This is a genomic window from Shinella lacus (genome assembly GCF_010994755.1).
Lineage (GTDB): Bacteria > Pseudomonadota > Alphaproteobacteria > Rhizobiales > Rhizobiaceae > Shinella > Shinella lacus.
Genome location: NZ_WHSB02000019.1, coordinates 25,930 through 51,945 on the forward strand (window position 1 = coordinate 25,930; position 26,016 = coordinate 51,945).

At 64.2% G+C, this 26,016-nt stretch carries 25 protein-coding genes; 5 read left to right on the plus strand and 20 right to left on the minus strand.

What is annotated here, in order from left to right:
• Position 1 precedes the first annotated feature (1 nt).
• Positions 2 to 1,492, minus strand: a complete 1,491-nt coding sequence (locus tag GB927_RS30205) for an outer membrane beta-barrel protein (RefSeq protein ID WP_256120939.1) — start codon at positions 1,490 to 1,492, stop codon at positions 2 to 4.
• Between the two features lie 164 nt (positions 1,493 to 1,656).
• Between GB927_RS30205 and GB927_RS30210 the strand changes: the two genes are divergently transcribed.
• The gene (locus tag GB927_RS30210; protein ID WP_256120940.1) at positions 1,657 to 2,652 is read left to right on the plus strand and encodes a KpsF/GutQ family sugar-phosphate isomerase; all 996 of its coding nucleotides are present in this window, start codon (positions 1,657 to 1,659) and stop codon (positions 2,650 to 2,652) included.
• Between the two features lie 66 nt (positions 2,653 to 2,718).
• Here the strand turns inward: GB927_RS30210 and GB927_RS30215 are convergent, their stop codons facing one another.
• From GB927_RS30215 to GB927_RS30260, 10 genes are all read right to left on the minus strand, one after another.
• Entirely contained in the window at positions 2,719 to 3,177 is a 459-nt protein-coding gene (locus GB927_RS30215; protein ID WP_256120941.1) for an NfeD family protein, read from the minus strand.
• A gap of 2 nt (positions 3,178 to 3,179) precedes the next feature.
• Complete coding sequence (locus GB927_RS30220) at positions 3,180 to 4,223, minus strand: SPFH domain-containing protein (protein WP_256120942.1); 1,044 nt, start codon at positions 4,221 to 4,223, stop codon at positions 3,180 to 3,182.
• Between the two features lie 171 nt (positions 4,224 to 4,394).
• Positions 4,395 to 5,426, minus strand: coding sequence for a ferrochelatase (gene hemH / locus GB927_RS30225; protein ID WP_256120943.1), 1,032 nt, complete (start codon positions 5,424 to 5,426; stop codon positions 4,395 to 4,397).
• A 137-nt stretch (positions 5,427 to 5,563) separates the two neighbouring features.
• Positions 5,564 to 7,531: a bifunctional metallophosphatase/5'-nucleotidase gene (locus tag GB927_RS30230; protein ID WP_256120944.1), complete on the minus strand. Its 1,968-nt coding sequence runs from the start codon at positions 7,529 to 7,531 to the stop codon at positions 5,564 to 5,566.
• Positions 7,532 to 7,739: 208 nt separating this feature from the next.
• Complete coding sequence (gene omp10, locus GB927_RS30235; RefSeq protein ID WP_256120945.1) at positions 7,740 to 8,114, minus strand: outer membrane lipoprotein Omp10; 375 nt, start codon at positions 8,112 to 8,114, stop codon at positions 7,740 to 7,742.
• Between the two features lie 197 nt (positions 8,115 to 8,311).
• A complete protein-coding gene (locus GB927_RS30240) occupies positions 8,312 to 9,763 on the minus strand; it encodes a homospermidine synthase (protein WP_256120946.1) in 1,452 nt (483 codons plus the stop codon).
• Between the two features lie 131 nt (positions 9,764 to 9,894).
• Positions 9,895 to 10,788, minus strand: coding sequence for a heme-dependent oxidative N-demethylase family protein (locus tag GB927_RS30245; protein WP_256120947.1), 894 nt, complete (start codon positions 10,786 to 10,788; stop codon positions 9,895 to 9,897).
• A complete protein-coding gene (locus tag GB927_RS30250; protein ID WP_256121015.1) occupies positions 10,785 to 11,279 on the minus strand; it encodes an aminotransferase class IV in 495 nt (164 codons plus the stop codon). The genes GB927_RS30245 and GB927_RS30250 overlap by 4 nt, the downstream gene beginning before the upstream one ends.
• A gap of 287 nt (positions 11,280 to 11,566) precedes the next feature.
• Positions 11,567 to 12,724 (minus strand): aminodeoxychorismate synthase component I, encoded by a 1,158-nt coding sequence (locus GB927_RS30255; RefSeq protein ID WP_256120948.1) that lies wholly within the window; start codon positions 12,722 to 12,724, stop codon positions 11,567 to 11,569.
• 18 nt (positions 12,725 to 12,742) lie between these two features.
• Positions 12,743 to 14,596, minus strand: coding sequence for a M3 family oligoendopeptidase (locus tag GB927_RS30260; RefSeq protein ID WP_256121016.1), 1,854 nt, complete (start codon positions 14,594 to 14,596; stop codon positions 12,743 to 12,745).
• A gap of 167 nt (positions 14,597 to 14,763) precedes the next feature.
• On the opposite strand from GB927_RS30260, the gene GB927_RS30265 reads away from it, so the two are divergent.
• Complete coding sequence (locus tag GB927_RS30265) at positions 14,764 to 16,296, plus strand: sigma-54-dependent transcriptional regulator (protein WP_256120949.1); 1,533 nt, start codon at positions 14,764 to 14,766, stop codon at positions 16,294 to 16,296.
• Positions 16,297 to 16,492: 196 nt separating this feature from the next.
• Positions 16,493 to 18,277 carry a peptidoglycan L,D-endopeptidase MepK gene (gene mepK / locus GB927_RS30270; protein WP_439655546.1) on the plus strand — a complete coding sequence of 595 codons (1,785 nt, stop codon included), beginning with the start codon at positions 16,493 to 16,495 and terminating at the stop codon, positions 18,275 to 18,277.
• A gap of 72 nt (positions 18,278 to 18,349) precedes the next feature.
• On the opposite strand, the gene GB927_RS30275 is transcribed toward mepK, so the two are convergent.
• The 3 genes from GB927_RS30275 to GB927_RS30285 all read right to left on the minus strand — a co-directional run bounded on the left by GB927_RS30275 (position 18,350) and on the right by GB927_RS30285 (position 19,835).
• Positions 18,350 to 18,616 carry a DUF2312 domain-containing protein gene (locus GB927_RS30275; RefSeq protein ID WP_256120950.1) on the minus strand — a complete coding sequence of 89 codons (267 nt, stop codon included), beginning with the start codon at positions 18,614 to 18,616 and terminating at the stop codon, positions 18,350 to 18,352.
• A gap of 114 nt (positions 18,617 to 18,730) precedes the next feature.
• Positions 18,731 to 19,036 (minus strand): DUF1244 domain-containing protein, encoded by a 306-nt coding sequence (locus tag GB927_RS30280; RefSeq protein ID WP_256120951.1) that lies wholly within the window; start codon positions 19,034 to 19,036, stop codon positions 18,731 to 18,733.
• Between the two features lie 10 nt (positions 19,037 to 19,046).
• Positions 19,047 to 19,835, minus strand: a complete 789-nt coding sequence (locus GB927_RS30285; protein ID WP_256120952.1) for an N-formylglutamate amidohydrolase — start codon at positions 19,833 to 19,835, stop codon at positions 19,047 to 19,049.
• Between the two features lie 297 nt (positions 19,836 to 20,132).
• Between GB927_RS30285 and GB927_RS30290 the strand changes: the two genes are divergently transcribed.
• Both GB927_RS30290 and pyk read left to right on the plus strand, forming a co-directional pair.
• Positions 20,133 to 20,609 carry a DUF1036 domain-containing protein gene (locus GB927_RS30290; protein ID WP_413818683.1) on the plus strand — a complete coding sequence of 159 codons (477 nt, stop codon included), beginning with the start codon at positions 20,133 to 20,135 and terminating at the stop codon, positions 20,607 to 20,609.
• A complete protein-coding gene (gene pyk, locus GB927_RS30295; RefSeq protein ID WP_256120953.1) occupies positions 20,609 to 22,048 on the plus strand; it encodes a pyruvate kinase in 1,440 nt (479 codons plus the stop codon). Before GB927_RS30290 ends, pyk begins: the two co-directional genes overlap by 1 nt.
• A gap of 64 nt (positions 22,049 to 22,112) precedes the next feature.
• On the opposite strand, the gene GB927_RS30300 is transcribed toward pyk, so the two are convergent.
• The 6 genes from GB927_RS30300 to GB927_RS30325 all read right to left on the minus strand — a co-directional run bounded on the left by GB927_RS30300 (position 22,113) and on the right by GB927_RS30325 (position 25,988).
• Positions 22,113 to 23,120, minus strand: coding sequence for an alpha/beta fold hydrolase (locus GB927_RS30300; RefSeq protein ID WP_256121019.1), 1,008 nt, complete (start codon positions 23,118 to 23,120; stop codon positions 22,113 to 22,115).
• A 107-nt stretch (positions 23,121 to 23,227) separates the two neighbouring features.
• A complete protein-coding gene (locus GB927_RS30305) occupies positions 23,228 to 23,845 on the minus strand; it encodes a tetratricopeptide repeat protein (RefSeq protein ID WP_256120954.1) in 618 nt (205 codons plus the stop codon).
• 75 nt (positions 23,846 to 23,920) lie between these two features.
• Positions 23,921 to 24,046, minus strand: coding sequence for a type B 50S ribosomal protein L36 (gene ykgO / locus GB927_RS30310; RefSeq protein WP_024271182.1), 126 nt, complete (start codon positions 24,044 to 24,046; stop codon positions 23,921 to 23,923).
• Between the two features lie 158 nt (positions 24,047 to 24,204).
• Positions 24,205 to 25,263 carry a 5-(carboxyamino)imidazole ribonucleotide synthase gene (locus GB927_RS30315; protein ID WP_256120955.1) on the minus strand — a complete coding sequence of 353 codons (1,059 nt, stop codon included), beginning with the start codon at positions 25,261 to 25,263 and terminating at the stop codon, positions 24,205 to 24,207.
• Positions 25,260 to 25,727: a 5-(carboxyamino)imidazole ribonucleotide mutase gene (purE, locus tag GB927_RS30320; RefSeq protein WP_256121020.1), complete on the minus strand. Its 468-nt coding sequence runs from the start codon at positions 25,725 to 25,727 to the stop codon at positions 25,260 to 25,262. Before purE ends, GB927_RS30315 begins: the two co-directional genes overlap by 4 nt.
• A gap of 57 nt (positions 25,728 to 25,784) precedes the next feature.
• Positions 25,785 to 25,988 carry a YdcH family protein gene (locus GB927_RS30325; RefSeq protein ID WP_256120956.1) on the minus strand — a complete coding sequence of 68 codons (204 nt, stop codon included), beginning with the start codon at positions 25,986 to 25,988 and terminating at the stop codon, positions 25,785 to 25,787.
• Positions 25,989 to 26,016: the final 28 nt, after the last annotated feature.

The window sequence follows — 26,016 nt, forward strand, 5'->3', positions numbered from 1 at the left end:
CTTAGCGCCGAAGCACGAGACCGATGCCGGCACGCGTAATGCCGGTGTCGGGGCCGGACTGGGTCGTCAGCTCGTAGGAGACGTCTCCCGTGAGCGCCAGCCAGCGGTTGAGGTCCCAGGTAACCCCGGTGCCAACGAGGTAGACGTTCTGGTCGGAGCTGCCGGAGGAGGGGAAGTTGCGCCAGGTATAGGCGCCGCTCAGCCGCGCCACGAGGTTTTCGCGCAGTTCGTGCGTCAGCTCCGCCGTCGTTTCATAGGCGACGTAGCCGCTCTGGCCGGCGCTGGTCGAGGGTTCGATTTCCGTGTTGAGGCCGAGTCTCAGGTCCGTGCCGCGCTGTGGCGACCAGAAGATCGAGCCGTCGATCGCCACCGCTTCGATCGCCTTCAGGCGGTTGTCGTCGAAGGCAGAGCGCTGGTAGCCGATGCCGAGTTCGCCACGCAGCTTTTCGCCGAGATCCACTTCCACGCCCGCGCGCGCGCCAAGTGTGGCGGCGGAGCGCTCGTAGCCCAGCGAGTCCCGTTTGTGATCGTAGATCGAGCGGCCGACGGAGGCTTCGAGATAGGGGATCAGCGCCGGCGAGACTTCGAAGCCGACGCGTCCCGTGATCGTGCCCTCGGTGAAGTTGCGGTCGGAGAGGCTGAGCTTGTCGCCGTTTGCGAGTTTTGCCGAGCCGTAGATTTCGCGTTCGACATCGGTAGCGATCGTACCGCGGATCACGCCGAAATCGCGGGTCACCCGCGCGCCGGCCGTGAAATTGTGCACGCCGGACTGCACGCTGGCGCCGTCGATGGCATTCGGATCGCTGGAGTTCTCGCGCTCGAAATTGTAGCCGGCGGTCAGGTTGGCGATCGTGTCGTTGCTGAGGTCGAGCCGAAGATCGCTGTTGATGTTGAATTCCGGTTCGGTCTCGCCGCTGCCGCTGAGATTGCGCTGGTAGACGCCGTCGGCGACGATCGAGAGCTGATGGCGCGACCAGTCGGAGACGAGCGAGCCGCGGAAGCCGGTTTCGGAGAAGCTGCGGCTCTCGGAAGAGGAGCCCGTCTTGGTCTTCTCGTAGCCGATACCCTGCGACAGCGAGGGTTTCAGCACGAAGGCGCCGAGGTGGATGCCGGTCGGCTCATAGGGGTCGCCGAATTCGCTCGTCACATTGTCGACATTGCCTTCGCGTGCGTTCAGGCGTTCGCCTTCGCGGGCGGTGCGCCGGATGGCGCCGGTCTCGTCCGCGGCCTCGGCCAGCGCACCGGCCTGGTCGTCGGTCAAAGCGGGCTGGGTCGTCGTTGTCGTGGTGGCTGTCGTCGCCGCATCGGCCGGGTCCGCATCGGGATCGGCATCCGGATCGTCGACGAGGGGATTGAGTGGCTGCAGGAACGTCGTCGTTTCGGCAGGCAATTGCTGCTGGGCAAAGGCAGGAATGGCGGCAAGGACGGTGCCGGCGAGCAGCAGCCCGGCCAGACGCCGTGACAGGCGGGGCGACGTTGCCCCGCGATCCATTCCGTTTGCCTCTGGCATGATTGGGCCTGCGATTCTTTCAATTTCCTAAGCGAACGTAAACCGTTGTGGTTAACGCTTGGTTGCTTTCGGGCGGAATCACTCGCCGTAACAATCTGCTGTCATTCGTGCATGGACAGTTTCTTACAAAAGCGCTAACGAGGCGCATGATCAAAAGACAGGCACAAGTTGACAGCGACGGCGCTATCGCCTCCGCACTCCGCACCGTTGAAACGGAAAAAGCTGGTCTCACCGCTCTCTCGGCGGCCCTCGAAGGACGGCTCTACGACGCGTTCTGCGAGGCCGTGCGCCTCATCGGCGACATCAGCGGCCGCGTCATCGTCACCGGCGTCGGCAAGTCCGGCCATATCGGCGTGAAGATTGCCGCGACGCTCGCCTCCACCGGCACGCCGTCCTTCTTCGTGCATCCCGTCGAGGCGACCCATGGCGATCTCGGCATGATCGCCCGCGACGACGTCATCCTCGCCATGTCCTGGAGCGGCGAAACCGCCGAATTGCAGGGCATCGTCTCCTATTCCCGTCGCTTCTCGATCCCGCTGATCGCCATCACCTCCGGCGAACGCTCTGCACTTGCCCGTGAGGCAGATACGGTTCTGCTGCTGCCGAAGGAGCAGGAAGCCTGCCCGCACGGTCTGGCGCCCACCACCTCGACGCTGATGCAGCTCGCCCTCGGCGATGCGCTCGCCGTGGCCCTGCTCGAAGCGCGCGGCTTCACCGCGACCGACTTCAAGACCTTCCATCCCGGCGGCAAGCTCGGCGCGAGCCTCTCCCATGTTGGCGATATCATGCACAGCGGCGAGAACATGCCGCTCGTGGCGCTCGGCACCTCGATGCCGGATGCCGTGCTGCTGCTCTCGCAGAAGCGTTACGGCTGCGTCGGCGTCATCAATGACGAGGGCATCCTCGTCGGCATCGTCACGGACGGCGATATCGCGCGCAATCTTTCGCGCAACCTCGCCGAGCTCAGCGTCAACGAGATCATGACGCGCGCGCCGAAGACCGTGAAGCCGACGACGCTCGCGACTGCCGCGCTCGGCCTGCTCAACCAGTACAATATTTCCGCGCTGATCGTCACTGACGAGACCTTCCGCCCCGTCGGCGTCGTGCATTTCCACGATCTGCTCAGGATCGGCGTCGCCTGATCTTTGCGTCCACAGGTACAAGCCAAAACCCCTGCATTTCCTGGAAATGCGGGGGTTTTTGTTTGACTAGATGGCCTCGACCGTCAGATTGCTGCCGCTGCTGGTCGTGACGCGCACGCGGGTGCCGACCGGCAGGTCCGGCCCCTGAACGTTCCACATCGTATCGTCGAGACGGATGCGGCCGCGGCCCTCTGCGATCGGCTGTTCCAGCGTCGCCGTGCGGCCGATGAGGCTCTGGCCACGCTGGTTGAGGTGCGGCTGGTCGGAGGTCTGCCCGCGGCTGCTGACGATGCGCCGGCCGATGATCGCCGCGATGAGCGACAGAACCGCAAAGACCAGCCATTGCGCGTGCCATGTCCAGAACGCGGTTTCCCACAGGGCGAGCGAAAGGGCGCCGGTGATGATGGCCGCAATGCCGATCCAGACGAGGAAGACGCCGGGCATCAGCACTTCGAGAATCAGCAGAACGATGCCAAGCACCCACCAGGCCCAGGGGCCGAGTTCCGTGACGACGCGCTCGATCATGCTCAGCCTCCCTGCGACGTCGGGTCGAACGGGTTGCGGAAGGCGGGCGTCGAGGCGGTGGTGGTCGTTGCCGGGGTCGTCGTCGTCTGGCGCGTGCGGGGCGTGACCGCACCTTGGGCCGGGCCGCCGTCGCCGAACACTTCGCGGGCGATGGCGCCGATGCCGCCGAGCGAGCCGACGAGCGCGGAGGCTTCCATCGGCATCAGCACGATCTTGGAATTCGGCGCCTTGCCGATGGCTGCCATGGCTTCGGTATATTTCTGCGCGACGAAGTAGTTGATCGCCTGCACGCTGCCGGCGGCGATTGCCTCCGACACCACCTTCGTCGCCTTGGCTTCGGCTTCCGCCAGGCGCTCGCGTGCCTCGGCGTCGCGGAAGGCGGCTTCGCGCTGACCTTCGGCTTCGAGGATCGCCGACTGTTTCGCACCCTCGGCGCGCAGGATCTGCGCGTTACGGGCGCCCTCGGCTTCGAGAACCTGGGCGCGCTTTTCACGCTCTGCCTTCATCTGCCGGCCCATCGAATCGACGAGGTCCTTCGGCGGTGCGATGTCCTTGATCTCGACGCGGGTGATCTTGATGCCCCAGGGATTGGCCGCCTCGTCGACGACACGCAGCAGCTTGTCGTTGATCACGTCGCGGTTGGAGAGCAGCTCGTCCAGGTCCATCGAGCCCATGACGGAGCGGATGTTGGTCATGGTGAGGTTGAGGATAGCGTTTTGCAGATTGGCGACCTGATAGGCGGCCTGGGCGGGATTGAGGATCTGGTAGAAGGCGACGCCGTCGGCCGAAACGCTCGCATTGTCGCGGGTGATGACCTCCTGCGTCGGGATGTCGAGCACCTGCTCCATCACGTTCATCTTCGCGCCGATGCGGTCGATGAAGGGGATGATGAGGTTGAGGCCGGGCTCCAGGGTGCGCGTATAGCGGCCGAAGCGTTCCACCGTGTACTGGTAGCCCTGCGGGATCGTCTTGATCCCGGCAAACAGGATCAGGATGACCAGGACCACGAGGGCGATGACGACGATATCCAATCCTGCCAAATCCATGGTGTTCTCCCCAAAGCATGTCGCGCAAGATGTTCAGCGGTTTCGCGGGAACGACATGCGTAAATTCAATAATCCAAAGCACGCGCGCGCTTTGCAGGCCGCGCGGCGCCACTTTAAGGAATACGCGCCGCGGCGCCAGTCTATTTGGACGGGTGGAAGATTTATCGGCGCTCAGATCCAGCCGGCGAGTTCGCGCCGCACGACCTTCTCCAGCACGGCCATGCCTTCGGGCGAATCGTTGAGACAGGGGATGTGGGTGAATTTCTCGCCGCCATTGTGGTGGAAGCTTTCGGCCGCCTGCTCGGCGATCTCTTCCAGCGTTTCCAGGCAATCGGAGACGAAGCCGGGATTGATGACGGCGATGCGCTTAACACCCTCTTGCGCCAGCTTTTCCACCGTCTTGTCGGTGTAGGGCTGCAGCCATTCCTCCGGCCCGAAACGGGACTGGAAGGTGATCATCAGCTTGTCTTCCGACCAGCCGAGACGCTGGCGCAGCAGGCGCGCGGTCTTCTGGCACTGGCAATAATAGGGGTCGCCTTTTTCGAAATAGCTCTTCGGAATGCCGTGGAAGGAGGTCAGCACCTTTTCCGGCTCCCAGTCGAGCGTCGCCAGGTGCTTCTCGATCGATATGGCCAGCGCATCGATATAGGCCGGGTCGTCGTGATAGGGCGGCACCGTGCGCAGTGCTGGCTGCCAGCGCAGCTTGAGCAGCGTCTCGAAGGCCTTGTCGTTGACGGTCGCGGTGGTTGCCGCCGCATATTGCGGATAGAGCGGGAAGACGAGGATGCGGTCGCAGCCCTGCTTTTGCAGATAATCCATGCGCGACGCGATGGAGGGCTGGCCGTAGCGCATGGCCCAGTCGATGACCACCTCGGTCTGATCGGTGAAGGATTTTGCCATCAGTTCGGCCTGGCTGCGCGTATAGGTGCGCAGATAGCTTTCGTTCTTCTCCTTGTTCCAGATCGTCTCATAGGCCTTGCCGACCTTGCCGGGGCGGGTGTTGAGCACGATGCCGAAGAGGATCGGATACCAGGCGAAACGCGACCATTCGATCACCCGCCGGTCCATCAGGAACTCCTTCAGGTAGCGGCGCATGGAGGTGTAGTCCGTGCCGTCAGGCGTGCCCAGATTGACGAGCAGCACGCCGACCTTGCCGTTTTTGACGGGCGGATGGCTGGCGGGCGTGGCGGCTGGGTGCGGCATGATGCGGTCCTGTACGTGCGGGTTTTCGGTCATCGCCCGTTTACGCGGGCGGAGCCGGGTTGGTTCAGAATCGTTCTAAAAAGAAATGCCGGCCCGGGAAAGCCCGGGCCGGCAGAAAAAGTGGAGACAAATTGTCCTTATTTGGCCGGGATCGACAGTTCCGTGCCGACATGCAGGGCACGCGGCCGCGGATTGCCGTTGGCTTCCGCGATCCGGCGCCACAGCGTGCCGTCGCCATAGGCGGCCTTGGCGAGATCCCACAGCGTATCGCCGCGTGCGATAACGTGTTTGCCGCCGGCCGTCGTGGTGCTTGCCGCGGTTTCGGTCGCCGTGGTCGTGGCTTCGGAACCGGTTGCGGCTTCGCCCGTCGTCGGCGTTGCGGCGCTGTCGACGGACTTGGCGGCGGTATCGGTGGAGGTTGCCGTTTCGCCCGTTGCCGGCGCCGTCTCGGTGCTGGTTGCGGTCTCGCCGGTGGTCGTCGGGCTTTCCACGACGGTCGCGGCGGCTACCTCGGTGATGCGGCCGTCCGTATAGGGCTTGTACGGGCGGTTTGCCGAAAGATAGTCGGCGACGACCAGTTCGAGGTTCGGGCCGAAGTCATATGCGTTCATGCCCGCCTTGGCGAAGACGGAATAGCCGTCGCCACCCGCGCGCATGTAGTTGTTGGAGACCACGTTGTAGGTTTTGGCCGCATCGAGCGGCACGAAGCCATCGCCCTCCTTGACCTCGACGGAGACGACGCGGCTACCGGCCGGCTTCGACTTGTCGAAGGAATATTTCATGCCGGAGACCTGCGGGAAGCGGCCGGCACCCTCCTCGATCTGGCTGAGGCCGTTTTCGAGGGCGGCGACGAGGTCCGAGCCCTTGAGCTGGAAGGTCGCGACGGTGTTCTGGAACGGCAGGACCGAGAGCACTTCGCCCATCGAGACCGGGCCGCCGTCGATGGAGGCGCGCAGGCCCCCGCCGTTTGTGATGGCGATGGTCGTGCCCTGGCCCTTGGTGCGGTCGAGGATGGCGTCCGTCACCAGGTTGCCCATGGCGCATTCGGCCGCGCGGCACACTTCGCGCGAGCCGTCGATGGGCGAGGCACTTTCGGCGACGATCTTGTTCTTCAGCTCCTCGATCGGGCCGCCAAGTTCCTTGATGCGGGCGAGGACGGCCTCATCCGGCTTGATCGACGCGTCGATCAGGATCGGCTCGCCGGAGCTTGCCTTCACCACGCCCGCGTCGTCGAAGACGACCTTCAGGTTGCCGAGATATTTCGAATAGGCGCCGGCCTGCACGACGGGCACCTTGTAGCCGCCCGGATTGTCGACCAGCGTCGGGTAGGGGCCTTCCGCCTTGTCCGAAGTGTTCGACAGGAAGGTGTTGGTATGGCCGCCGACCACGACGTCGACATCCGGGATTTTCGCGATCGCCGCGAGGTCGCGCGGATAGCCGACATGGGTGAGCGCGATGATCTTGTTGACGCCCTGCTTCTTCAATTCGCCGATCGCCGCCGTGATATCGGCGACGTCATCGCCGATCAGCACGTTCGGGCCGGGCGAGGAGAGTTCCGCCGTGTCGTTGGCAACCGCGCCGACGATGCCGATCTTCTGGCCACCCTGTTCGAGCACGATGAAGGGCTTGATGCTGTCGCCGATCTTCGAGCTGGCGCTGGCGGCGACGTTTGCGGTCACGACCGGGAACTGCACCTTGTCGAGGAAGGTCGCGAGCCCGTCTTCGCTGTCATCGAATTCATGGTTGCCGACGGTCATGGCGTCGAACTTCATCAGGTTCAGGAATTCCGCTTCCACCGCGCCCTTGTAGGTCGTGTAGAACAGCGAGCCCTGGAAATTGTCGCCGGCATTCAGCAGCAGCAGGTTCTTGCCGGTCTGGGCCTGGCGCTGGGCATCGATCGCAGCCTTGAGGCGCGCGACGCCGCCGAAGCATTCGCCCTTGCCTTCTTCCTCGGCCGAGCAGGTCGAATCGAACTTGTTGATCGCCTCGATGCGCGAATGCAGGTCGTTGATGTGCAGGATATTCAGCTCGTAATCCGCAAGTGCGGAGCCGCTGGAGAGCGCGATAAGGGAGGCGGCCAGAAGGCCGGATCGGAAAATCGTCATGGTCCTGTTCTCCTTGTTTGCCCGCGGCGTGGCGCGGGAGAGGCTGTCCGCTGCACGATAGGCCGGAAACATGACAGCCGGCCGGCGGATGTTTTCACCGCTTGTCGGCAACTTCAAGAGAAAAGACACGACGCCGAAACGATCGCACGTTTATGCGCCCAAAACGAAAAAAGGGCCTCGCGGCCCCCTCTTCTCGATGTGCTGTCGCTCAGACCGCGCGGCGGGCGAGCGAGAACTGCGCGCCTTCGGCGGTGGTGCAGTTCAGCTGCGCCTGGCTGACCAGCGCACAATTGACCTTGGACTGGGTGTTGCGCACCAGCGAGGTCATGTTGATCTCGACCAGCGTCGGCGAGGTGTTGATGTAGGTGCCGGATGCCAGGAGCTGGTTCGTGTCGGTCGTGCGCGTCGAGAACGTGCCGGCCGCAAAGGTGGAGACGATGCCGTTCGGATCGACCCAGGCGCCCTCGACGCCGGTCTGCTGCTGCTGGCGGATGGGAGGCAAATCCCGGGGGGCGCGGTCGCTCTGGCAGGAGGCGAGCGCGACAGAGGCGGCCAGCAGGCTGAGGGCGGTGATCGGCTTCATCTACAGTCTCCCAAGGTCACGGTGGCGCGAACCACCCGTCCAATTCGCCAGACCATGCCGCGAAGAGACGTCGAAAGCAAGACGGGCCGCCCGGCGAACCGGCATTATCCCATTGAAAGCCCCGCCGAAAGCCTCATCGAAACGAAGACGCCCGCGGCTTGGCCGCGGGCGTCCGGCATTCGATTTGTCAGGCCGCTTTAGCGAACCAGGATGTTCTTGAACTGCCACGGATCCTTCGTGTCGAGGTCTTCCGGGAAGAGGCCCGGGCGGCCGTCGAGCGGGGTCCAGTCGGTGTAGTGGCCTTCGACCGGGCCGAGATACGGCGTCTGCACTTCGAGGCAGCGCTTGTAGTCGACCTCGTCGGCTTCCACGATGCCGGCCTTCGGGTTTTCCAGCGCCCAGACCATGCCGGCGAGCACGGCGGAGGTCACCTGCAGGCCGGTCGCGTTCTGGTAGGGGGCGATGCGGCGGGTTTCTTCCAGCGACAGGCGCGAACCGTACCAGTAGGCGTTCTTGTCGTGGCCGTAGAGCAGCACGCCGAGTTCGTCGATGCCGTCCACGAGTTCGTTTTCGTCGAGGACGTGCAGAACCGGCTGCTGGTTGCCGCCATTGCCGAACATTTCGTGCAGCGAGAGCACGGCGTCGTTGGCCGGATGGTAGGCGTAGTGGCAGGTCGGGCGGTAGGAGACGTCGCCGTCCTTGTCGCGCACCGTGTAGTAGTCGGCAATCGAGATCGACTCGTTGTGGGTGACGAGGAAGCCGTATTGCGGGCCGGGCGTCGGGCACCAGGAGCGTACGCGCGTGTTGGCGCCGGGCTGTTCCAGGTAGATCGCGGCCTTGCAGCCCTTCTTGTGCTTCTTGGCGTTCTTCGGCATCCATTCTTCATGGGTGCCCCAGCCGAGTTCGGCCGGCTGCAGGCCTTCTGAGATGAAGCCCTCGACCGACCAGGTGTTCCAGAAGGTGTTGAACGGCTTCGGGTTCTTGGTGCGCTGGGTGTCGCGCTCGGCGATGTGCACGCCCTTGACGCCGACCTTCTTCATGAGCTTCGCCCAGCCTTCGCGGTCGTCCTGCGCCGGCTCTTCGAACTTCAGCTCGAGATCCTTTGCGAGGTTGACCAGCGCCTGTTTGACGAACCAGGAGACCATGCCCGGGTTTGCGCCGCAGGTGGAAACGGCCGTCGTGCCGCCCGGGTTCTTGTCCTTCTCGTGGCGCAGCGTCTCGCGCAGCGCATAGTTCGTGCGGTCGGCATTCTTCATGCTCTTGTCGAAGTAGAAGCCGAGCCAGGGCTCGATGACCGTGTCGATATAGAGCGCGTCGAGCTTGCGGCAGAGCTTGATCAGGTCGAGCGAGCCGGTGTCGACCGAGAGGTTGACGCAGAACGCCTGGCCGCCGCCTTCCTTGAGGAGCGGCTTCAGCAGGTCCTTGTAGTTTTCCTTGGTGATATGCGCCTTGATGTGACGCACGCCGTGGCGGGCGTAGATCTCGGCATCAGCGGCGTCTTCGCGCGGCTCGATGACGATCAGCCGGTTCCGGTCATATTTGAAATGGCGCTCGATCAGCGGCAGCGTGCCGCGCCCGATCGAGCCGAAACCGATCATCACGATCGGACCGGTGATTTCGCCATAAACCGGATAGGTGCTGTCTGCCATTTGGTTCTCCTGCGGACGGCCGCTTTTCGCAAAAACAGGGCCTCTGAGGGCCCCATAGCATAGTATCGCAGCGCTAGAGCACAGATTTCTGTCACAATAAAGAGCGGCCACGGATTTCTGCGGTGATATTCTTAACCGGCCGCAACCGCCCGCAATTGCGCCGCGAGCGTCGCCCTTTTCGCGATAAGCCCTTTGTATTCGGCCTGCGGCAGGCTCAGCGCTTCGAGCTGGTCGGCGAAGACCGCTGCGACCCTGGCGGCATCCGGCAGTGCGCGCACCGCGGCGAGCGGATCATTGTAGATGCGGATGGTGAAGAGGATATCGCCGGAGGCCGGCAGCTTGCGCAACGTCTGGCGCTCGACGCGGGCGAAGGTCGTTTCGAGCGACAGCGTATGCCCTTCCGGCAGGGCGCCGTGCGCCTTGGAGGCCGGATAGTGCAGGTCGGCATCGGGATTGATCGACCAGTTGAAACGGAAGACCGGCTGCTCGACCTTGAGATTGTCGAACATGCGGTTGATCAGCGTGGCATTGCGGGTGCCGTCGCCAAAATCCGGCACGGGCGCATGGATATCCTCCATGCGTCGCCCGAATTTTTCCGTGAGCGTCCAGGAGGAGGGGAAGGCGACATAGCCGGCGACAAGCCGCCAGCCGGTTTCGTCGCGGCGCATGAGGACGAGATCCTCCTGCACCAGCGCGCCGGCCGTGATCAGCGGTGCCTCGTCGGTGTCGAGCGCAATGGCGCGTTCGCCGATGCGGATCATCGATCCTTCGCGGCGGTAAAGGGCGGGGTGCTGCTGCGTGACGTGGCCGGTGAGAAGGTCGAGAACCTCCTGCTGCGCTGCGCGTGTCTCCTCTTCCTCGACGAAGACGGTGCCGCGATGACCAGCGATGAGCCGGTCCTTTTCGCGGAGATAACGTTCGAGATCGCCGTCCGGCTCGATCCAGCGGGCATGGTCGAGCGGGCCGAGGCCGATGGTGAAGAGACGGGCGGAGCCGTCATAGGGCGTGTAGGTCGGCTGTTTCATGCGAGGCTGCCCCGGATGAGCCCGCGCAGCGAATTGCCGACGAAGATGGTGCCTTGAGTTAGGTCCTCCGGCCGCAAGGTCTGTTCTACCGCCTCACCGTTGTCCAGCAGCTCTTGCCGGAGTACGCCGGCCAGCAGCCCGGACGCGAGTGGTGGTGTCTTGAGGATACCGGAGCCGTCGTGGAGGAAGAGCGAGGTGATGCTGCCCTCGCAAAGCTCGCCGCGCTCGTTGAGGAGGAGGACTTCCTCCGCCTCTGCCGCTGGAATTTCGGCACGGGCTGCGATGTAGGCGGCGCGGCGGGAGGTCTTGTGGCGCAGCAGCAGATCGTTGGAGGCAAGGCGGGTGGCGGCGATTTTCAGGCGCCAGGTTGTGTCGGGTGCGAGCGGCGTGAAGGGCGCCGTCTGCACGTCGATCCGGCCGTCTTCGAAAAGTTCGAGGCGGATGCGGAGGGGCCGAGGTTGCGGCGCACCTCCCTCTGCCCTGCCGGGCATCTCCCCCTCAAGGGGGGAGATTGGACAGACGCGTTGCTTTCCACCAAGAACGGTCGTCGTTTCTGCCGCTCCGCCGGCTGATAGGAGGGCCGGTGAGGGTCCCCCATCGATCTCCCCCCCTGAGGGGGAGATGCCCGGCAGGGCAGAGGGGGGTAGCGCAGCAGCGAGCGCCGCCTTCGCGCCATCCGCCCCCGGTATCCCAAGCTCAGCCGCTGACCCCGCAAGTCGCGCCAGATGCCGCTCCAGCCGAACGAAGCCCGTGCCGGGCTCCCACTGCAAGGTCTCGATCAGCGAGATATCCATTGATCCCCCACCGCAAAGCGCGCCTTTAGCAGCGCTTCCTCATATTCCGACTCCGCGGTGGAATCGAAGACGATGCCGCCGCCGACGTTGAAGACCGCTTCGCCATCCGGAAAGAGCGAGATGGTGCGGATGGCGACGTTGAAGCGCATGGTGCCGTTGGGCGCGATCATGCCGATGGCGCCGCAATAGGCGTCGCGCGGGCCGTCCTCCAGGTCGTGCAGGATTTCCATGGCGCGCATTTTGGGCGCGCCGGTGATCGAGCCGCAGGGGAAGAGGGCGGCGAAGATGTCGCGGATCGAGGTGCCAGGCGTGAGCTTCGCCCGCACATGGCTCACCATCTGATGCACGGTCGGGTAGGTCTCGACGGCGAAGAGTTTTGGCACATGAAGCGTGCCGACCTCGGTGATGCGCGAGATGTCGTTGCGCAAGAGGTCGACGATCATGCGGTTTTCCGCCTGCGACTTCGGGTCGGCCTGCATCTCGGCGATGATCCTGGCATCCTCCGCAGCACTCGCGCCGCGCGGTGCCGTGCCCTTCATCGGATGCGTCTCGATCCAGCCCTCTTTATCAATGTCGAAAAAGAGTTCCGGCGAGCGGGATAGCAATTGCGGCCCATCCAGCGAGACGAAGGCACCGTAGCGCACGGGCTGGCGCTCGATCAGCGACCAGAAGGCGGCGAGCGGGTCGCCGGTCCAGCGGGCGCGGATCGGCATGGTGAGGTTCGCCTGGTAGCAGTCGCCCTGGCGCAGGTGCTGGTGCAGGCGGTCGAAGCGGCCACGGTAGGTCTCGAAGTTCCAGTCGGCTTTCGGCTCGGTGAGAAAAGGTTCGTTTTCGGTGCGCTGGCGCGGCTTGGCGAGCGGGTGGTCGTCCGCCGGCTTTTCGAAAATGCCAAAACTCATCAGCGGCGTCGGGCGGTTTTCCACTGCGAGCGGCGCTAGCTTCTCCTCGAAGAGATGGCCGGCCTCATAGCTCATGAAGCCGGCGATCCAGTGGCCCTTTTCATGTGCCGCCTGCAAGGCCGCGAAGGCCGGCTCGAAGCCGGCGCGCTCGCGCACGGTGACCACCGCGAGCGGATCGGCGAAAACCACCGTCCGGTCCTCGCGGTCGTCCCTGAGGAGCACATAGCGTTCGCGGTCGGTCATGCGGGCATCCGGCTTCTTTTACGATGAGGCCTTATCAAGCGCTTCCAGCTCGTCGATCAGCCCCTCGATCATCGACAGTCCCTTGCTCCAGAACGACGGATCGCTCGCATCGAGGCCGAAGGGCTTCAGCAGCTCGGAATGATGCTTGGTGCCGCCGGCCTTGAGCAGGTCGAAATACTTCGCCTGAAAGCCCGTGTCCGCCTGCTGGTAGACGGCATAGAGCGAGTTCACCAGGCAATCGCCGAAGGCATAGGCATAGACGTAGAAGGGCGAGTGGATGAAGTGGGGGATATAGGCCCAATAGGTCTCGTAGCCCTCGGAAATCTTGATGGCCGGACCAAGGCTTTCCTCCTGCACCGACAGCCAGAGTTCGCCGATCTGGTCGCTGGTGAGTTCGCCTTCCTTGCGGGCGGTGTGCAGCTTGCGCTCGAATTCGTAGAAGGCGATCTGGCGCACGACCGTGTTGATCATGTCCTCGACCTTCTGGGCGAGCATCGCCTTGCGCTCGCGCTGGTCCTTCGTCTTGTCGAGCAGGCTGCGGAAGGTCAGCATCTCGCCGAAGACGGAGGCCGTTTCGGCAAGCGTGAGCGGCGTCGACGCCATCAGCGCACCCTGGCCGCCGGCCAGCACCTGATGCACGCCGTGACCGAGTTCATGGGCGAGCGTCATCACGTCGCGCGGCTTGCCCATGTAGTTGACGAGCACATAGGGATGCGCGGAGGGCACGGTCGGGTGCGCGAAGGCGCCCGGCGCCTTGCCGGGGCGCACCGGGGCATCGATCCAGCCATGATCGAAGAAGCGTTTTGCGATATCGGCCATTTCCGGCGCAAAGGCGCTGTAGGCGGAGAGCACGGTGTCACGTGCCTCGTCCCAGGAGATCGTCGCGTCCGATGTCTCGGGCAGCGGCGCGTTGCGATCCCAGAACTGCATCTGCTCCATTCCGAGCCACTTCGCCTTCATCCCATAGTAGCGGTGGGATAGGCGCGGATACGCTTCGCGCACAGCGGCTGCGAGTGCTGCGACCACCTCCGGCTCGACGCGGTTGGCCAGGTGCCGGCTGTCGGCGATGTCGGAAAAGCCGCGCCAGCGGTCGGAGATTTCCTTGTCCTTGGCGAGCGTGTTGGTGATCAGCGTGAAGGTGCGGATGTTCTCCTTGAAGGTTGCCGCGAGCGCCTGTGCCGCCTTGCGACGGGCCTCGCCGTCGGGCGATTGGAGCTGGTTGAGGGCGATCTCCAGCGGCACCTCTTCGCCGTCGATATCGTAGCGCAGTGACGCCATGGTCTCGTCGAACAGGCGGTTCCAGGCGGCGGCACCCGTCATCGATTTTTCGAGGAAAAGCTGCTCCGTTTTGTCGTCCAGCTGGTAGGGCTTGTCCTTGCGCAGGTCCTCGATCCACGGGCGATAGTGCGCGGCCAGTGCATCCTTGTTAAGCGCCGCATCGATGCGCTCGTCGGCTATCCTGTTGAGTTCAAGCGAGAAAAACAGGAGATGCGCGCCGAGATCGGTCAGCTTCGACTGGACGTCGCCGTAGAACTTGCCGTTGGCCGGATCGGTCGTGTTGGTGAAATAGGTGAGGCCGGCGAAGGAGACGATGCGGCCGAGCAGGTCTTCCAGCGCCTCGAATTCGCGCACGGCGGCGCCGATGCCCTCGTCGCCCGTCTTCTCGGTCGCGGCATCCAGCTTGCCTTTCCACCGGGCCTCGAAGGCGAGCGAATCCGCCTCGGCCTTCTTCATGTCGGCAAGGAATTCCGGCGCGGTCGGCGAGGGGTAGAGATCGGTCAGATTCCAGCCGGGAAGGTCGCCCAGCTCGGCGGCAGCGGCGGCGTCGGCCGGCGCGAAGACGATGCGGGCTTCGGGGACATTACGGGTCATCTTCACTCTCTCTTCCAGGTGGTCGGATCGGTTGTCTTGCTTGCGTCGGCGTTGGTTAAAATGCAAGCCTTTCTCAAAACGGCATGTTCAACCCTTTCTGCCAAGGTCCGCTGGTGTTCAGTTCCCTTGGGCGTGCATGAGGCACGCCTCGAGGCAAGGAGGTTCCAGTGACGGCCCATATTCTTGTCATCGACGATGATCCTGTCCAGCGCAGGCTTTTGAAGAACATGATCGAGCGTTCCGGCCATGTCGCCCATATGGCGGAAAACGGTCGCGCCGGTCTCGATCTTCTCGATCGCAAGGGCGGTCTGATCAATGTGATCCTACTCGACCTGATGATGCCGGAAATGAACGGGTCGGCCTTCCTCGAGGCGCTCGGCGAACGCGAGAACACCATACCCGTGATCGTGCAGACCGGGCAGGGCGGCATCGAAACCGTCGTCATGGCCATGCGCGCCGGCGCCTTCGATTTCGTCGTGAAACCCGTGTCGCCGGAGCGCCTCAATACGGCGGTCGGCAATGCCTTGAAGATGGACCAGCGCGAAGGCCGCGGCCGCGGCGGGCGCCGCAACCGCAGCGAAACCGTACATTTCGACGACATCGTTTCGGCAAGCCCGGAAATGCTGCGCGTCATCGAGCTCGGCCGCCGCGCCGCGCAGTCGAATATTCCCGTCGTGCTGGAAGGCGAATCGGGCGTCGGCAAGGAAATGGTGGCGCGTGCCATCCAGGCGGCGAGCGAGCGGGCGCACAAGCCCTTCGTCACCGTTAATTGCGGTGCGATCCCGCACAATCTGGTCGAAAGCATCCTGTTCGGCCACGAGAAGGGCGCCTTTACCGGCGCCACGGAGCGCCACACCGGCAAGTTCATGGAGGCCGACGGCGGCACGCTGTTCCTCGACGAGATCGGCGACCTGCCGCTCGAAGTGCAGGTGAAGCTGCTTCGCGCCGTGCAGCAGGGCGAGATCGAGACGATCGGTGCGCGCTTCCCGCAGAAGGTCAATGTCCGCCTCATTTCGGCGACCAACCGCGACCTCATCAACGAGGTGCGCGAGGGCCGTTTCCGCGAGGACCTTTATTACCGCCTCAACGTCTTCCCGATCACTATTCCGGCGCTGCGCCGGCGCAAGGAGGACATTCCGGTTCTCGTGCGCGCCTTCGTGCAGCGTTTTGCAGGCGAGCAGAAGCTTGCCCGTCCGCTCGGCGTCTCGGCCGGTGCGATGGCGCTGCTGACGGCCTATGACTGGCCGGGCAACATCCGCCAGCTCGAAAACGCCATCTTCCGCGCCGTCGTGCTGTCGGAAGGGGCGGAGCTGAATGCGGCCGACTTCCCGCAGATCGCGGCACAGGTTCCGGGTTACGGGCTTGCTGAAGACGGTGCCGTGACCTGGGAGGCTGCGAACATCCGCACGCCGGAACCCGCATCGGAATCGCGCCTGCCGAGCGTCTACCCGGACTTCCGGCCGAACGAATCAGTGAGCGCCGATGCCGGCGCCGACACCGCCATTTCCAGCGTCGACAAGGGTGGCCATGTGCGCAAACTGGCCGAGGTGGAAGAGGAACTCATCCGCTTTGCCCTGAAGTTTTATCATGGCCAGATGAGCCAGGTTGCCCGAAAATTGGGCATTGGCCGCTCGACTCTCTATCGCAAACTGAAGGACTATGGCATCGACCCAGACAATCCGTTGAAAGAAGCTGCGTAAAAACCCTTGGAATCCCGGCCACTTGAGATTTCTTGATTGCCGTTTATTCCCTGTTAGTGGATTGTTCACTATAACGGGTGCGCGGTGATGAGTGTGGCGGATTTGCCATGCTCTCACCGCAATTGGCAGTCATCTGGGATAACGGACGTTCGTTGTCCTTCGGACGGGGAAAGAGTTGGCAAATTTGTTCGCATCGATGAAGCGCCCAGGGGCCACCCTGAGCAGCCTCTGCAAGAGAGTGTTGCACAAGCTGCCCAAGGCTTTGACCACGGCTGTCCTGTCGGCTGCCCTCATCCTGCCCACGGCCATTCCCGCGACGGTGCAGGCCGAGAGCGGCAACCGCACGCTCAAGCTCTATTTCATCCATACCAAGGAAAAGGCCGAGATCACCTTCAAGCGCAACGGGCGTTATGATGCGCGCGGCCTGAAGCAGCTCAGCCAGTTCCTGCGCGACTGGCGCCGCAACGAACCGACGAAGATGGACCCGCGTCTCTTCGACTTGGTTTGGGAAGTCTACCAGAAGGTCGGCGCCTCCGGTTACATCAACGTCGTCTCCGCCTATCGCTCGCCGGCGACCAACGGCATGCTGCGCTCGCGCTCCAAGGGCGTTGCCAAGAAGAGCCAGCACATGCTCGGCAAGGCGATGGACTTCTATATTCCGGGCGTCAAGCTCGCGACGCTGCGCGCCACGGCCATGAAATTCCAGGTCGGCGGCGTCGGCTACTATCCGACCTCCGGTTCGCCCTTCGTGCATCTCGACGTCGGCAGCGTGCGCGCCTGGCCGCGCATGAGCCGCCAGGAACTGGTGCGCATCTTCCCGGATGGCAAGACCATGCACGTCCCGACCGATGGCAAGCCGCTGCCCGGCTACCAGCAGGCGGTCGCAGACTACAAGCGCCGTGTCGGCGCCAAGGAAATCCAGGTTGCCGGTGGCGGCTCGACGCCGACCGCGTCCAAGCGCAAGGGCGGCTTCCTTGCTGCCCTCTTCGGCGGCGGCGGCGACGAGGATGAAGAACCCGAAGCAATCGCCAGCGGCGAAGCCCTCGACGAAGGCGGTGTATCCGCCGGCGCGACGGCCAAGGCTGTCGAGGAGAAGAAGCCGGTCGTGACGGAAGCCGAAACGGAAGTGGCCTTCACCGCGCCCGTTCCGGGCAGCCGCCCCGCCTTCAAGACGGCCGAGACGACGAGCGAACTCGCTCTCGTCGCGCCGACGACGAGCGGCGCCGTTGCTGCCCTCGAAGCGGCCACGCCGGCCACGGTCGAGGAAGAACAGAAGCCTGAATTCGAGGACCTTGCCGCCTACAAGATCCCGCTTCCCGTCATGCTCGGTGCGCGCACCGAGGCTGGCGATGCGGAGCCGGGCACGGTCCTGACCGCAGAAGCGGCCACGGAAGCCACTGTCGAAGATGCCGAGGAACTGGCCATGGTGCCGGTACCGGGCCTGCGTCCGGTCGCCGAGCTCGACCAGTCGCAGACGGCGCTGATGGCCGCGGCCGAAGCCGACGTGGCGCTGCCGGTGACGGCGGATCGCTCGGGCCTTGCAGCACTTGCCGATCCGACGGTGGATGAATTCTCCGGCAATCCGGTCGAAATGGCGGCACTCGTCTCGACCAATAGCGGCAGCACGCGTTCGCTCGCCGGCCTCGATGCCTTCGACGGAAAGCCGGCGGAAGAAACGCAGACCAAGGGCGGCCGTCCGAAGAAGAAGGATGCCGATGCTGCGAGCCGTGGCGCGATCCGCACCGAGCCGAAGCTGACGCAGAAGATCATCTCGCAGTGGGCGCTGAGCCAGAGCCGCGTCGAGACGCTCTCCAAGCCCGTCAAGGCGCCGCGTTTCGTCAGCCGCAAGCTGCGCGCCGCACCGACGACCGTCTACATGGCCGGCTTCCAGCCCGAGGGCAAATCGATCGATGCCGGACGCTTCAGCGGCACGGCGGTGAACTTCATGGAAGTCCGCAAGTTCGAAGGCAGCCAGAACTAGTCGGCGAAACCATCCCATCAAAAAAGCCCGCCGGAGCGATCCGGCGGGCTTTTTCTTTGGCTTTCAAAAACCTTATTCGGCGTCCGCGGGTGCCGCGATCATGCCGAGGGCCTGGAGGTAGGTGTCGAGGATCGCTTCCTGCTCCATGCGCTCGTCCTTGTCCTGCTTGCGGATCTGGATGACCTTGCGCAGGATCTTGGTGTCGAAGCCGGTGCCCTTGGCTTCGCCATAGACGTCCTTGATGTCGTCAGCGATGGTTTTCTTTTCTTCCTCGAGGCGCTCGATCCGCTCGATGAACGCGCGAAGCTGGTCGCGGGCGACGCCGTGGGCATCCGACATGATAATCTCCTTGGGTAGACTTTGAAATTCGAAGGTGCCGTGACTTGCCGCGAACTTCCGGCAAGATCAAGGCCTATCGCGCGGTCCCCACCCATTTTCGTCGGGCCTGTGGCCTCATTCCTTCGGGCGGTTGACCTCGAAGGCCGCCTTCTGCGTGTCGCTCGCCTCGCGCTGGTGAAGCGCGCGCCATTCCTCGTAGGGCATGCCGTAGACGATTTCGCGCGACGCTTCCTTGTCGAGGGCGACGCCCGCCTCGTTGGCCGCCTCGCGATACCAGTTCGACAGGCAGTTGCGGCAGAAGCCGGCAAGGTTCATCAGGTCGATGTTCTGCACGTCGCTGCGCTCGTTGAGGTGTTTCAGCAGGCGCCGGAAGGCGGCCGCCTCGAATTCGGTCTGCTGGTCCTTGCTCAGGTCGGTCATCGTCTTGGCCTCAATAGGGTCCGGTGCGGGAGGGGAATATCTCGTATGTGTGCAGCGCCGGGTCCGCATTCAACCGGGCCAGGATGGGCGCGAGGCGTTCGACCCAGCGGGCGATGCCGGTTTCATTGCCGATCTCGTCCTGGCGGATTTCGATCAGCGCATGCGCAATGCCGGGCTTCATGCAATGGCGGAACATCGTGTCGCCGCGCAGCGCCCCGTCATAGGGTTCGTTGTCGCCCACCACCACGTCGCCCAGCGCCTCCAGCCCGGCGAGCAGCGGGCGCACGGCGCGATGGTCGGTGTCCCACAGCACGGTCACCTGCCAGGGGCGGGCGACGCCCTTCCAGGCCGGCGTGAAGGAATGCATGGAGATGACGAGCGGCGCCCTGCCGGTGCGCGCCGCCACCGCGCCGATCGTGCGGGACACGGCATCGTGATAGGGGCGGTGGAAGGTCTCCAGCCGGTATTGCCATTCTTCGGGCGTGATCGGGTGGTTGCCTGGAACGATCGCGCCGTCGGAAATCCGCATGACCAGCGTCGGGTCGTCCTCGCCGCGGTTGGGGTCGATCAGCAGGCGTGAAAAGCGGCTCATGACGACCGGTGCGTTCAGCCGGGTGTTGAGGCCGCGCACGACGCCTTCGACGCCGATGTCATAGGCGATGTGGCGCTGGAAGGCGCTGTCGGGCAGGCCGAGGCGGCCGTAGCGTTCGGGAAGGAGGTTCGTGGCGTGGTCCGCCAGGATGACCAGCCCGAGGCCGGTATCGCCGTCAATGATCTCGAAGGGGGGATGGTCCTGCATGATTTCAGCCGAATGTGCGCCGCCGATGCCGACTGATCGCACGGGGCGATGCGCCCCGCAAGGCTGGACGCCCGCGGCCGCCCGAATGATTACCCTTGTTGTCGTGAAAGTGTAATCGACCGCCGCATAGCTTCCCGTATCTAAAACGATGCAGGAAGCTATGCGGCAGATTGAAATTTCGACGGCGTCCTCCGGGCGTCATCGAATGACGCGCGGCGCAGTAGTGTTGCGTTGACATTCATGCCCCGCCGTCGCAAGAAAGCGCATATTCAAATCAACGGAGTTGCATCGGAAGCCGTGAGAGCCAAGAGCCACCGCCCGTTTTTCCCGAAAGCCCGCTGCCTTCTCCAGGCCGGCCTTTTCGTTTTCACGGGGTTCGCCGCCCTTTCCGCGCCGGATGAGGCGAAGGCCGATTTCCGCGTTTGCAACGGCACGCAGAACCTTGTCGGCGTCGCCATCGGTTACCGCGCCAAGGAAGGCTGGATGACCGAAGGCTGGTGGCAGGTGCCTGCCACGACCTGCGCCACGCTGATCGAGGGCGAGCTGCAGTCGCGCTACTATTACCTCTATGCCGAAGACGCCGCCCGCGGCGGCCGCTGGACCGGCGACGTCAACATGTGCGTTGCCGAAAACGAGTTCAAGATCACCGGTGTGCAGGATTGCTTCGCTCGCGGTTTCCAGCGCATGGGCTTCAAGGAATATGACACGGGCCGACAGGGGAGCTGGATGGTGCAGCTCTCAGATACGCCAGGGACCCAGGAAAGCCAGAACTGATGAGACGGAACAGAAAAGTCAAAATCCTCGCGACGCTCGGACCTGCTTCGTCCGACGAGCAGATGATCCAGAAGCTGCATGAGGCGGGAGCCGACCTGTTCCGCATCAATATGAGCCATGCCAGCCATGACGTGATGCGCACGCTGATCAGCCGCATCCGCGCCGTCGAAGCCCGTTGCGGCCGCCCGATCGGCATCCTCGCCGACCTGCAGGGTCCCAAGCTGCGCGTCGGAAAGTTTGCCAACGGCTCGGAAGAGCTGAAGCCCGGCCAGACCTTCACGCTCGACAACAAGGACGTGCCCGGCGACAACGCACGCGTCTTCCTGCCGCATCCGGAAATCCTCGAATCGGTCAAGGCCGGCGACCGCCTGCTGATCGATGACGGCAAACTGCATCTGCGCGCCGAATCCGCCGACGGCAAGGCGATCGTCTGCACCGTCGTTTCCGGCACTAAGATCTCCGACCGCAAGGGCGTCAGCCTGCCCGACACGCTGCTCGCCGTCGGCGTGCTGACCGAGAAGGACCGTGTCGACCTCGATGCCGTGCTCGCGACCGGCAGCGTCGACTGGGTGGCCCTTTCCTTCGTCCAGCGCCCCGAGGATCTGGCCGAAGTGCGCAAGATCGCGCGCGGCCGCGTCGGCATCATGTCGAAGATCGAAAAGCCCCAGGCGATCGAACGCATCGAGGAGATCATCGAGCTTTCCGACGCCCTCATGGTGGCGCGCGGCGACCTCGGCGTGGAAATGCCGCTGGAAGCCGTTCCGGGCATCCAGAAGCAGCTCATCCGCGCCTGCCGCCGCCAGGGCAAGCCGGTCGTCGTCGCCACACAGATGCTGGAATCGATGATTTCCGCTCCGGTGCCGACGCGCGCCGAAGTCTCCGACGTCGCGACCGCTGTCTTCGAAGGTGCCGACGCCATCATGCTGTCGGCCGAGTCCGCCTCCGGCGCCTATCCGGTCGAGGCCGTCTCCACCATGGCGTCCATCGCCAGCACGGTCGAACGCGACCCGCACTATCCGGGCATCATCTATGCCCAGCGCTCCACGCCGGAAGCGACCGGTGCGGATGCCATCTCGCTTGCTGCCCGCCAGATCGCCGAGACGCTGAAGCTGTCGGCCATCGTCTGTTACACCTCGTCGGGCACAACGGGCCTGCGCGCCGCGCGCGAGCGGCCGGAAGTGCCGGTTCTGGCGCTGTCGCCGGTCATCGAGACGGCGCGCCGCCTCTCGGTCGTCTGGGGCCTGCACTGCGTCGTCACGGGTGACGCGGAAGACCTCGACGACATGGTCAACCGCGCCTGCCGCATCGTCGTGACCGAAGAGTTCGGCAAGCCGGGCGACCGCATCATCATCTCCGCCGGCGTGCCGCTGCGCACCCCGGGCGCGACCAACATGCTGCGCATCGCCTATATCGGCGCGGACGGCGTCAGCGGCGTCTGATCCGGGCTCTTCTGTCTACGCAATTCCGGACGGAAAACCGCTCCACACTTTTCCTGGAATTGCTTTACTCCTGATGATCCTTTGCAAGGCGGGCTTCGGCCCGCCTTGCTGATTCTTGCAGGTCGCGGTCGCTACCGGCGATCTTTTCCAGCGCCTCGATGGCGAGGTCTGTGACCACATAATCCGGCTTGTGGCCGAGGTTGCGGATCCAGACGAGCTCCGACCCCGCGATGTCGCGCGCCAGCCCGCGCGAGTGGATTTCCTCATAGACGACGCCGTCCGTATCGCCGGTGACGATGACCGTCGGCGTGCGGATCTCGGTGTAACGCGGCTGCACGCCACGGACGTATTCCAAGAGATTGGCGACGTCGGTGGCGTTGTTGCGGAAGGCGGCGGGGCGCAGCACCAGGGCCGGGGCAGTCGCCTCCATGTAGTCGTCCGGGCGGGCATTCGGGGCGAAGACGAAGCGCGTGCCGCTGTCGATGCGCGACAGGCCGGCGGGCAGCGCGACGAGGCGGGTGAAGAGCCAGCCGGCGACCGGCATCTTCGCAAGATCATAGTACCAGTCGACGCCGCCGGGCCAGGGATGGGTCGCAGGCGCGAGGAAGAGCAGGCCAGCCGTCTTCTCCGGATGCTCCAGCGCGAAACTTGCCGCGATGGCGCCGCCGAAGGAATGGCCGACGATGATCGCCTTGGCGATGCCGCGTTTTTCCATCAGCCGGGCGATGGCATGGGCCTGGCCGTCCGGCCAGGCATTTTCCGGCCCGCCGCGCTCTGAATAGCCGTGGCCCGGTCGGTCGAGGAAGAGCAGGTCGGCACGGCCCTCCAGCTTTGCCCGGAAGGCATGCATCTGGTCGCGCAGGTTGCCGCTGGCGCCATGGATGAAGACGATCGGCGGCAGGTTGGCCTTGTCGCCGGCGGGCACGAAGACGCTGTTCAGCCGCAGGCCGCCGACATCGATAAGTTCACCGACATTGGGAAATTGCCGCTCGATCGCCCGCGCCTTCCACGCCGTGAAGGCATAGAGGGCGAACGCGAGGACGACGGGAGCGGTGAGGATGGCAAGCAGCATGAGGCGGAAAGGGGAGGGCAAGGAAGGGTCCGGTTTTCCTGTCAGATAGCCGATCTACGCAACCGGCGCCATGCCGGTTCACTTGCCGGGATTTTCACTTGCCAGGGTTATGTGCGCTGGCCGGTCAGCTTTTCCGCCAGATCGCCCATTTCCTTCTGTGCCTGCCGCTCGGTTGGGTAGACCTCCAGGAAACGTTCCCAGGCCTTCATCGCCATCTCGTCGCGCCCGGTCTGGGCCATGATCGCGGCCATGCCGGCGAGCGCGCCGAAATGCCGGGGCTCGATGGCGAGCACGCGGTTTATGTCGGACATCGACTTGCGGTAGTTGCCGAGCTTGAAATGCAGCGTCGCGCGGCGGTTCCAGCCCTCGACATAGTCCGGCTTCAAGCGAATCGCTTCATCAAGGAAATCGAACGCGGCGGCGTTCTTTTCCTCGGAGATGGCCTTGTCGGCCCATTGGATGAGGAGGTTGATGCTGGCGCTGCCGGAATCCTGCCATTCCCGGCGGATCTGGTCGGCGATGCCGCGCGCGGCATCGGGATTTCCCTCATGTTTCAACTCGTCGAAGAGTTTTTCGAGCCGCTGGGCGTGCGTGGTGAAAGCACCGGAGGCGGCGCCGGTGGAGGCCTTGTCCACCGTCTGCGCAAGCGCGACGGTCGGGGGCAAGCCGGCAAGGGCGAGGGAAAGGCAGACTGTGGAAAGCATGAAAAAGCGCATGGCGGTCATGGTAGACCGCCATCGCCGAACTTCAAATCAATATTTCTCGATCATCACACCCAAAGGGTGGCGACCGACGCCGTATCAGCCCTGACGAGCCTTGAAGCGCGGGTTCTGCTTGTTGATGATGTAGATGCGGCCCTTACGGCGAACAAGGCGGTTTTCGCGGTGGCGAGCCTTGAGCGACTTGAGCGAATTCTTGATCTTCATTTTTCTGATCCGCGTATTGCAGGGCGACACGAGTTCGCCGGATTTCTTCAATCAAAAACGCGCCGTTTCGGGCGCGCTTTCGGGTTGGCAGGCATGTACCCCGTCACATTTCCGCTGTCAACCATCGAGGCCGGTTTTCCAACCGCTGCGTCGGCATTTCAGTCGAGAATCTGCGTGATATGCCCCATCTTGCGGCCGGGACGCGCTTCCGTCTTGCCGTAGAGATGCACGAGAACGCCCGGCCGCGCGAGCCAGGCGGGAACGTCGTTGATGTCGTCGCCGATGAGATTCTGCATCACGCAATCCGAATGGCGGCGTGGATCGCCGAGCACATGGCCGGCCACGGCGCGGATATGCTGCTCGAACTGCGAGACGATGCAGGCTGCCTCCGTCCAGTGACCGGAATTGTGCACGCGCGGCGCGATTTCGTTGGCGACGAGCCCGCCATCCTGCAGCACGAAGAACTCGACGCCGATGACGCCGACATAGCCGAGCTGGTCGAGTATGGCGCGCGCGGCCTTGCGGGCCTGGTCGGCCGTCGCCTCATTAACGCCGGCGGGCAGGATGGAGGTGTGCAGGATGCCGTTCAGGTGGACGTTTTCCGCCGGATCGTAGCAGGCGATGGTGCCATCGCGGTCGCGCGCGGCGATGATCGAGATTTCCCGCTCGAAGGGCACGAGGCTTTCGAGGATCAGCGGCACGCCGCCGAGCGCCTCGAACGTGCCCTCGCGGCTTTCGGCCGGCGAGCGGAACATGCGCTGGCCCTTGCCGTCGTAACCGAGCCGGCGGGTTTTCAGCACGCCGACGCCGCCGAAGCGGTCGAGGGCGGCTTCCAGGTCTGCCTGGCTGTCGACGGCGGCGAAATCGGCGGTGACGATGCCGCAATCGCGGATGAAGGTTTTTTCGACGAGCCGGTCCTGCGAGACTTCCAGCGCGCGCGGCGGCGGATAGACCGGCACGGTCTTCGCCAGCGCCTCGGCGGCGGAGACGGGCACGTTCTCGAATTCGTAGGTCACGACGTCGGAGACCCGGGCGAGCTCGGCAAGCGCGTCCGGGTCGTCGTAGGCCGCGACGATCTGGGCGTTGGCGACCTGTGCTGCCGGACAATCGGCCTGCGGTTCGAGGATGACGGTGCGCAGGTTGAGGCGCGCGGCGGCCATGGCGAGCATGCGGCCGAGCTGGCCGCCGCCGATGATGCCGATCGTGCGAACGCTCATAGCGGGCCGTCCACGGGATATTCGGCAACCGCGTTCGACTGGTTCTCGCGCCATTCGTCGAGCCGGTGGGCGAGTTCGGGATCGCTCAGCGCCAGCACGGCGGCGGCGAGCAGCGCGGCATTGACCGCGCCCGCCTTGCCGATCGCGAGCGTCCCGACCGGAATGCCGGCCGGCATCTGCACGATGGAGAGCAGGCTATCCTGACCGGAGAGCGCCTTGGACTGGACCGGCACGCCGAAGACCGGCAGCGGCGTCATCGCCGCCGCCATGCCGGGCAGGTGCGCCGCACCGCCGGCGCCGGCGATGATGATCTTGAAGCCTTCCGCCTTCGCGCCCCGCGCAAAACTGTAGAGCCGGTCCGGCGTGCGGTGCGCCGAAATGATGCGTGCCTCGTAATCGACGCCAAGTGCGTCGAGCGTATCGGCGGCATTCTTCATCGTTTCCCAGTCGGACTGGCTTCCCATTATGATGGCGACGGGGGGCGTTTCTGTGGTGTCCAAGGCTTCTCGTCCGGTTTTTTATCAGGCGATGATGTCGGGGATGATCAGGTCTTCAATCTTGGAAATCTTGTCCTTGATGACCAGTTTCTTCTTCTTCATGCGCTGGATTCTGAGGGCTTCGCAGCCGATCTGGATCATGGCGTTGATCGCGGCATCATAGTCTTCGTGTTCTTGCCTCAGCCGTGCAACGGCAAGCCGCAATTCAGCCTGGTCCTGGTCTGGCATGCTATTCGTTCCCCGTCGTCGGAGGCGC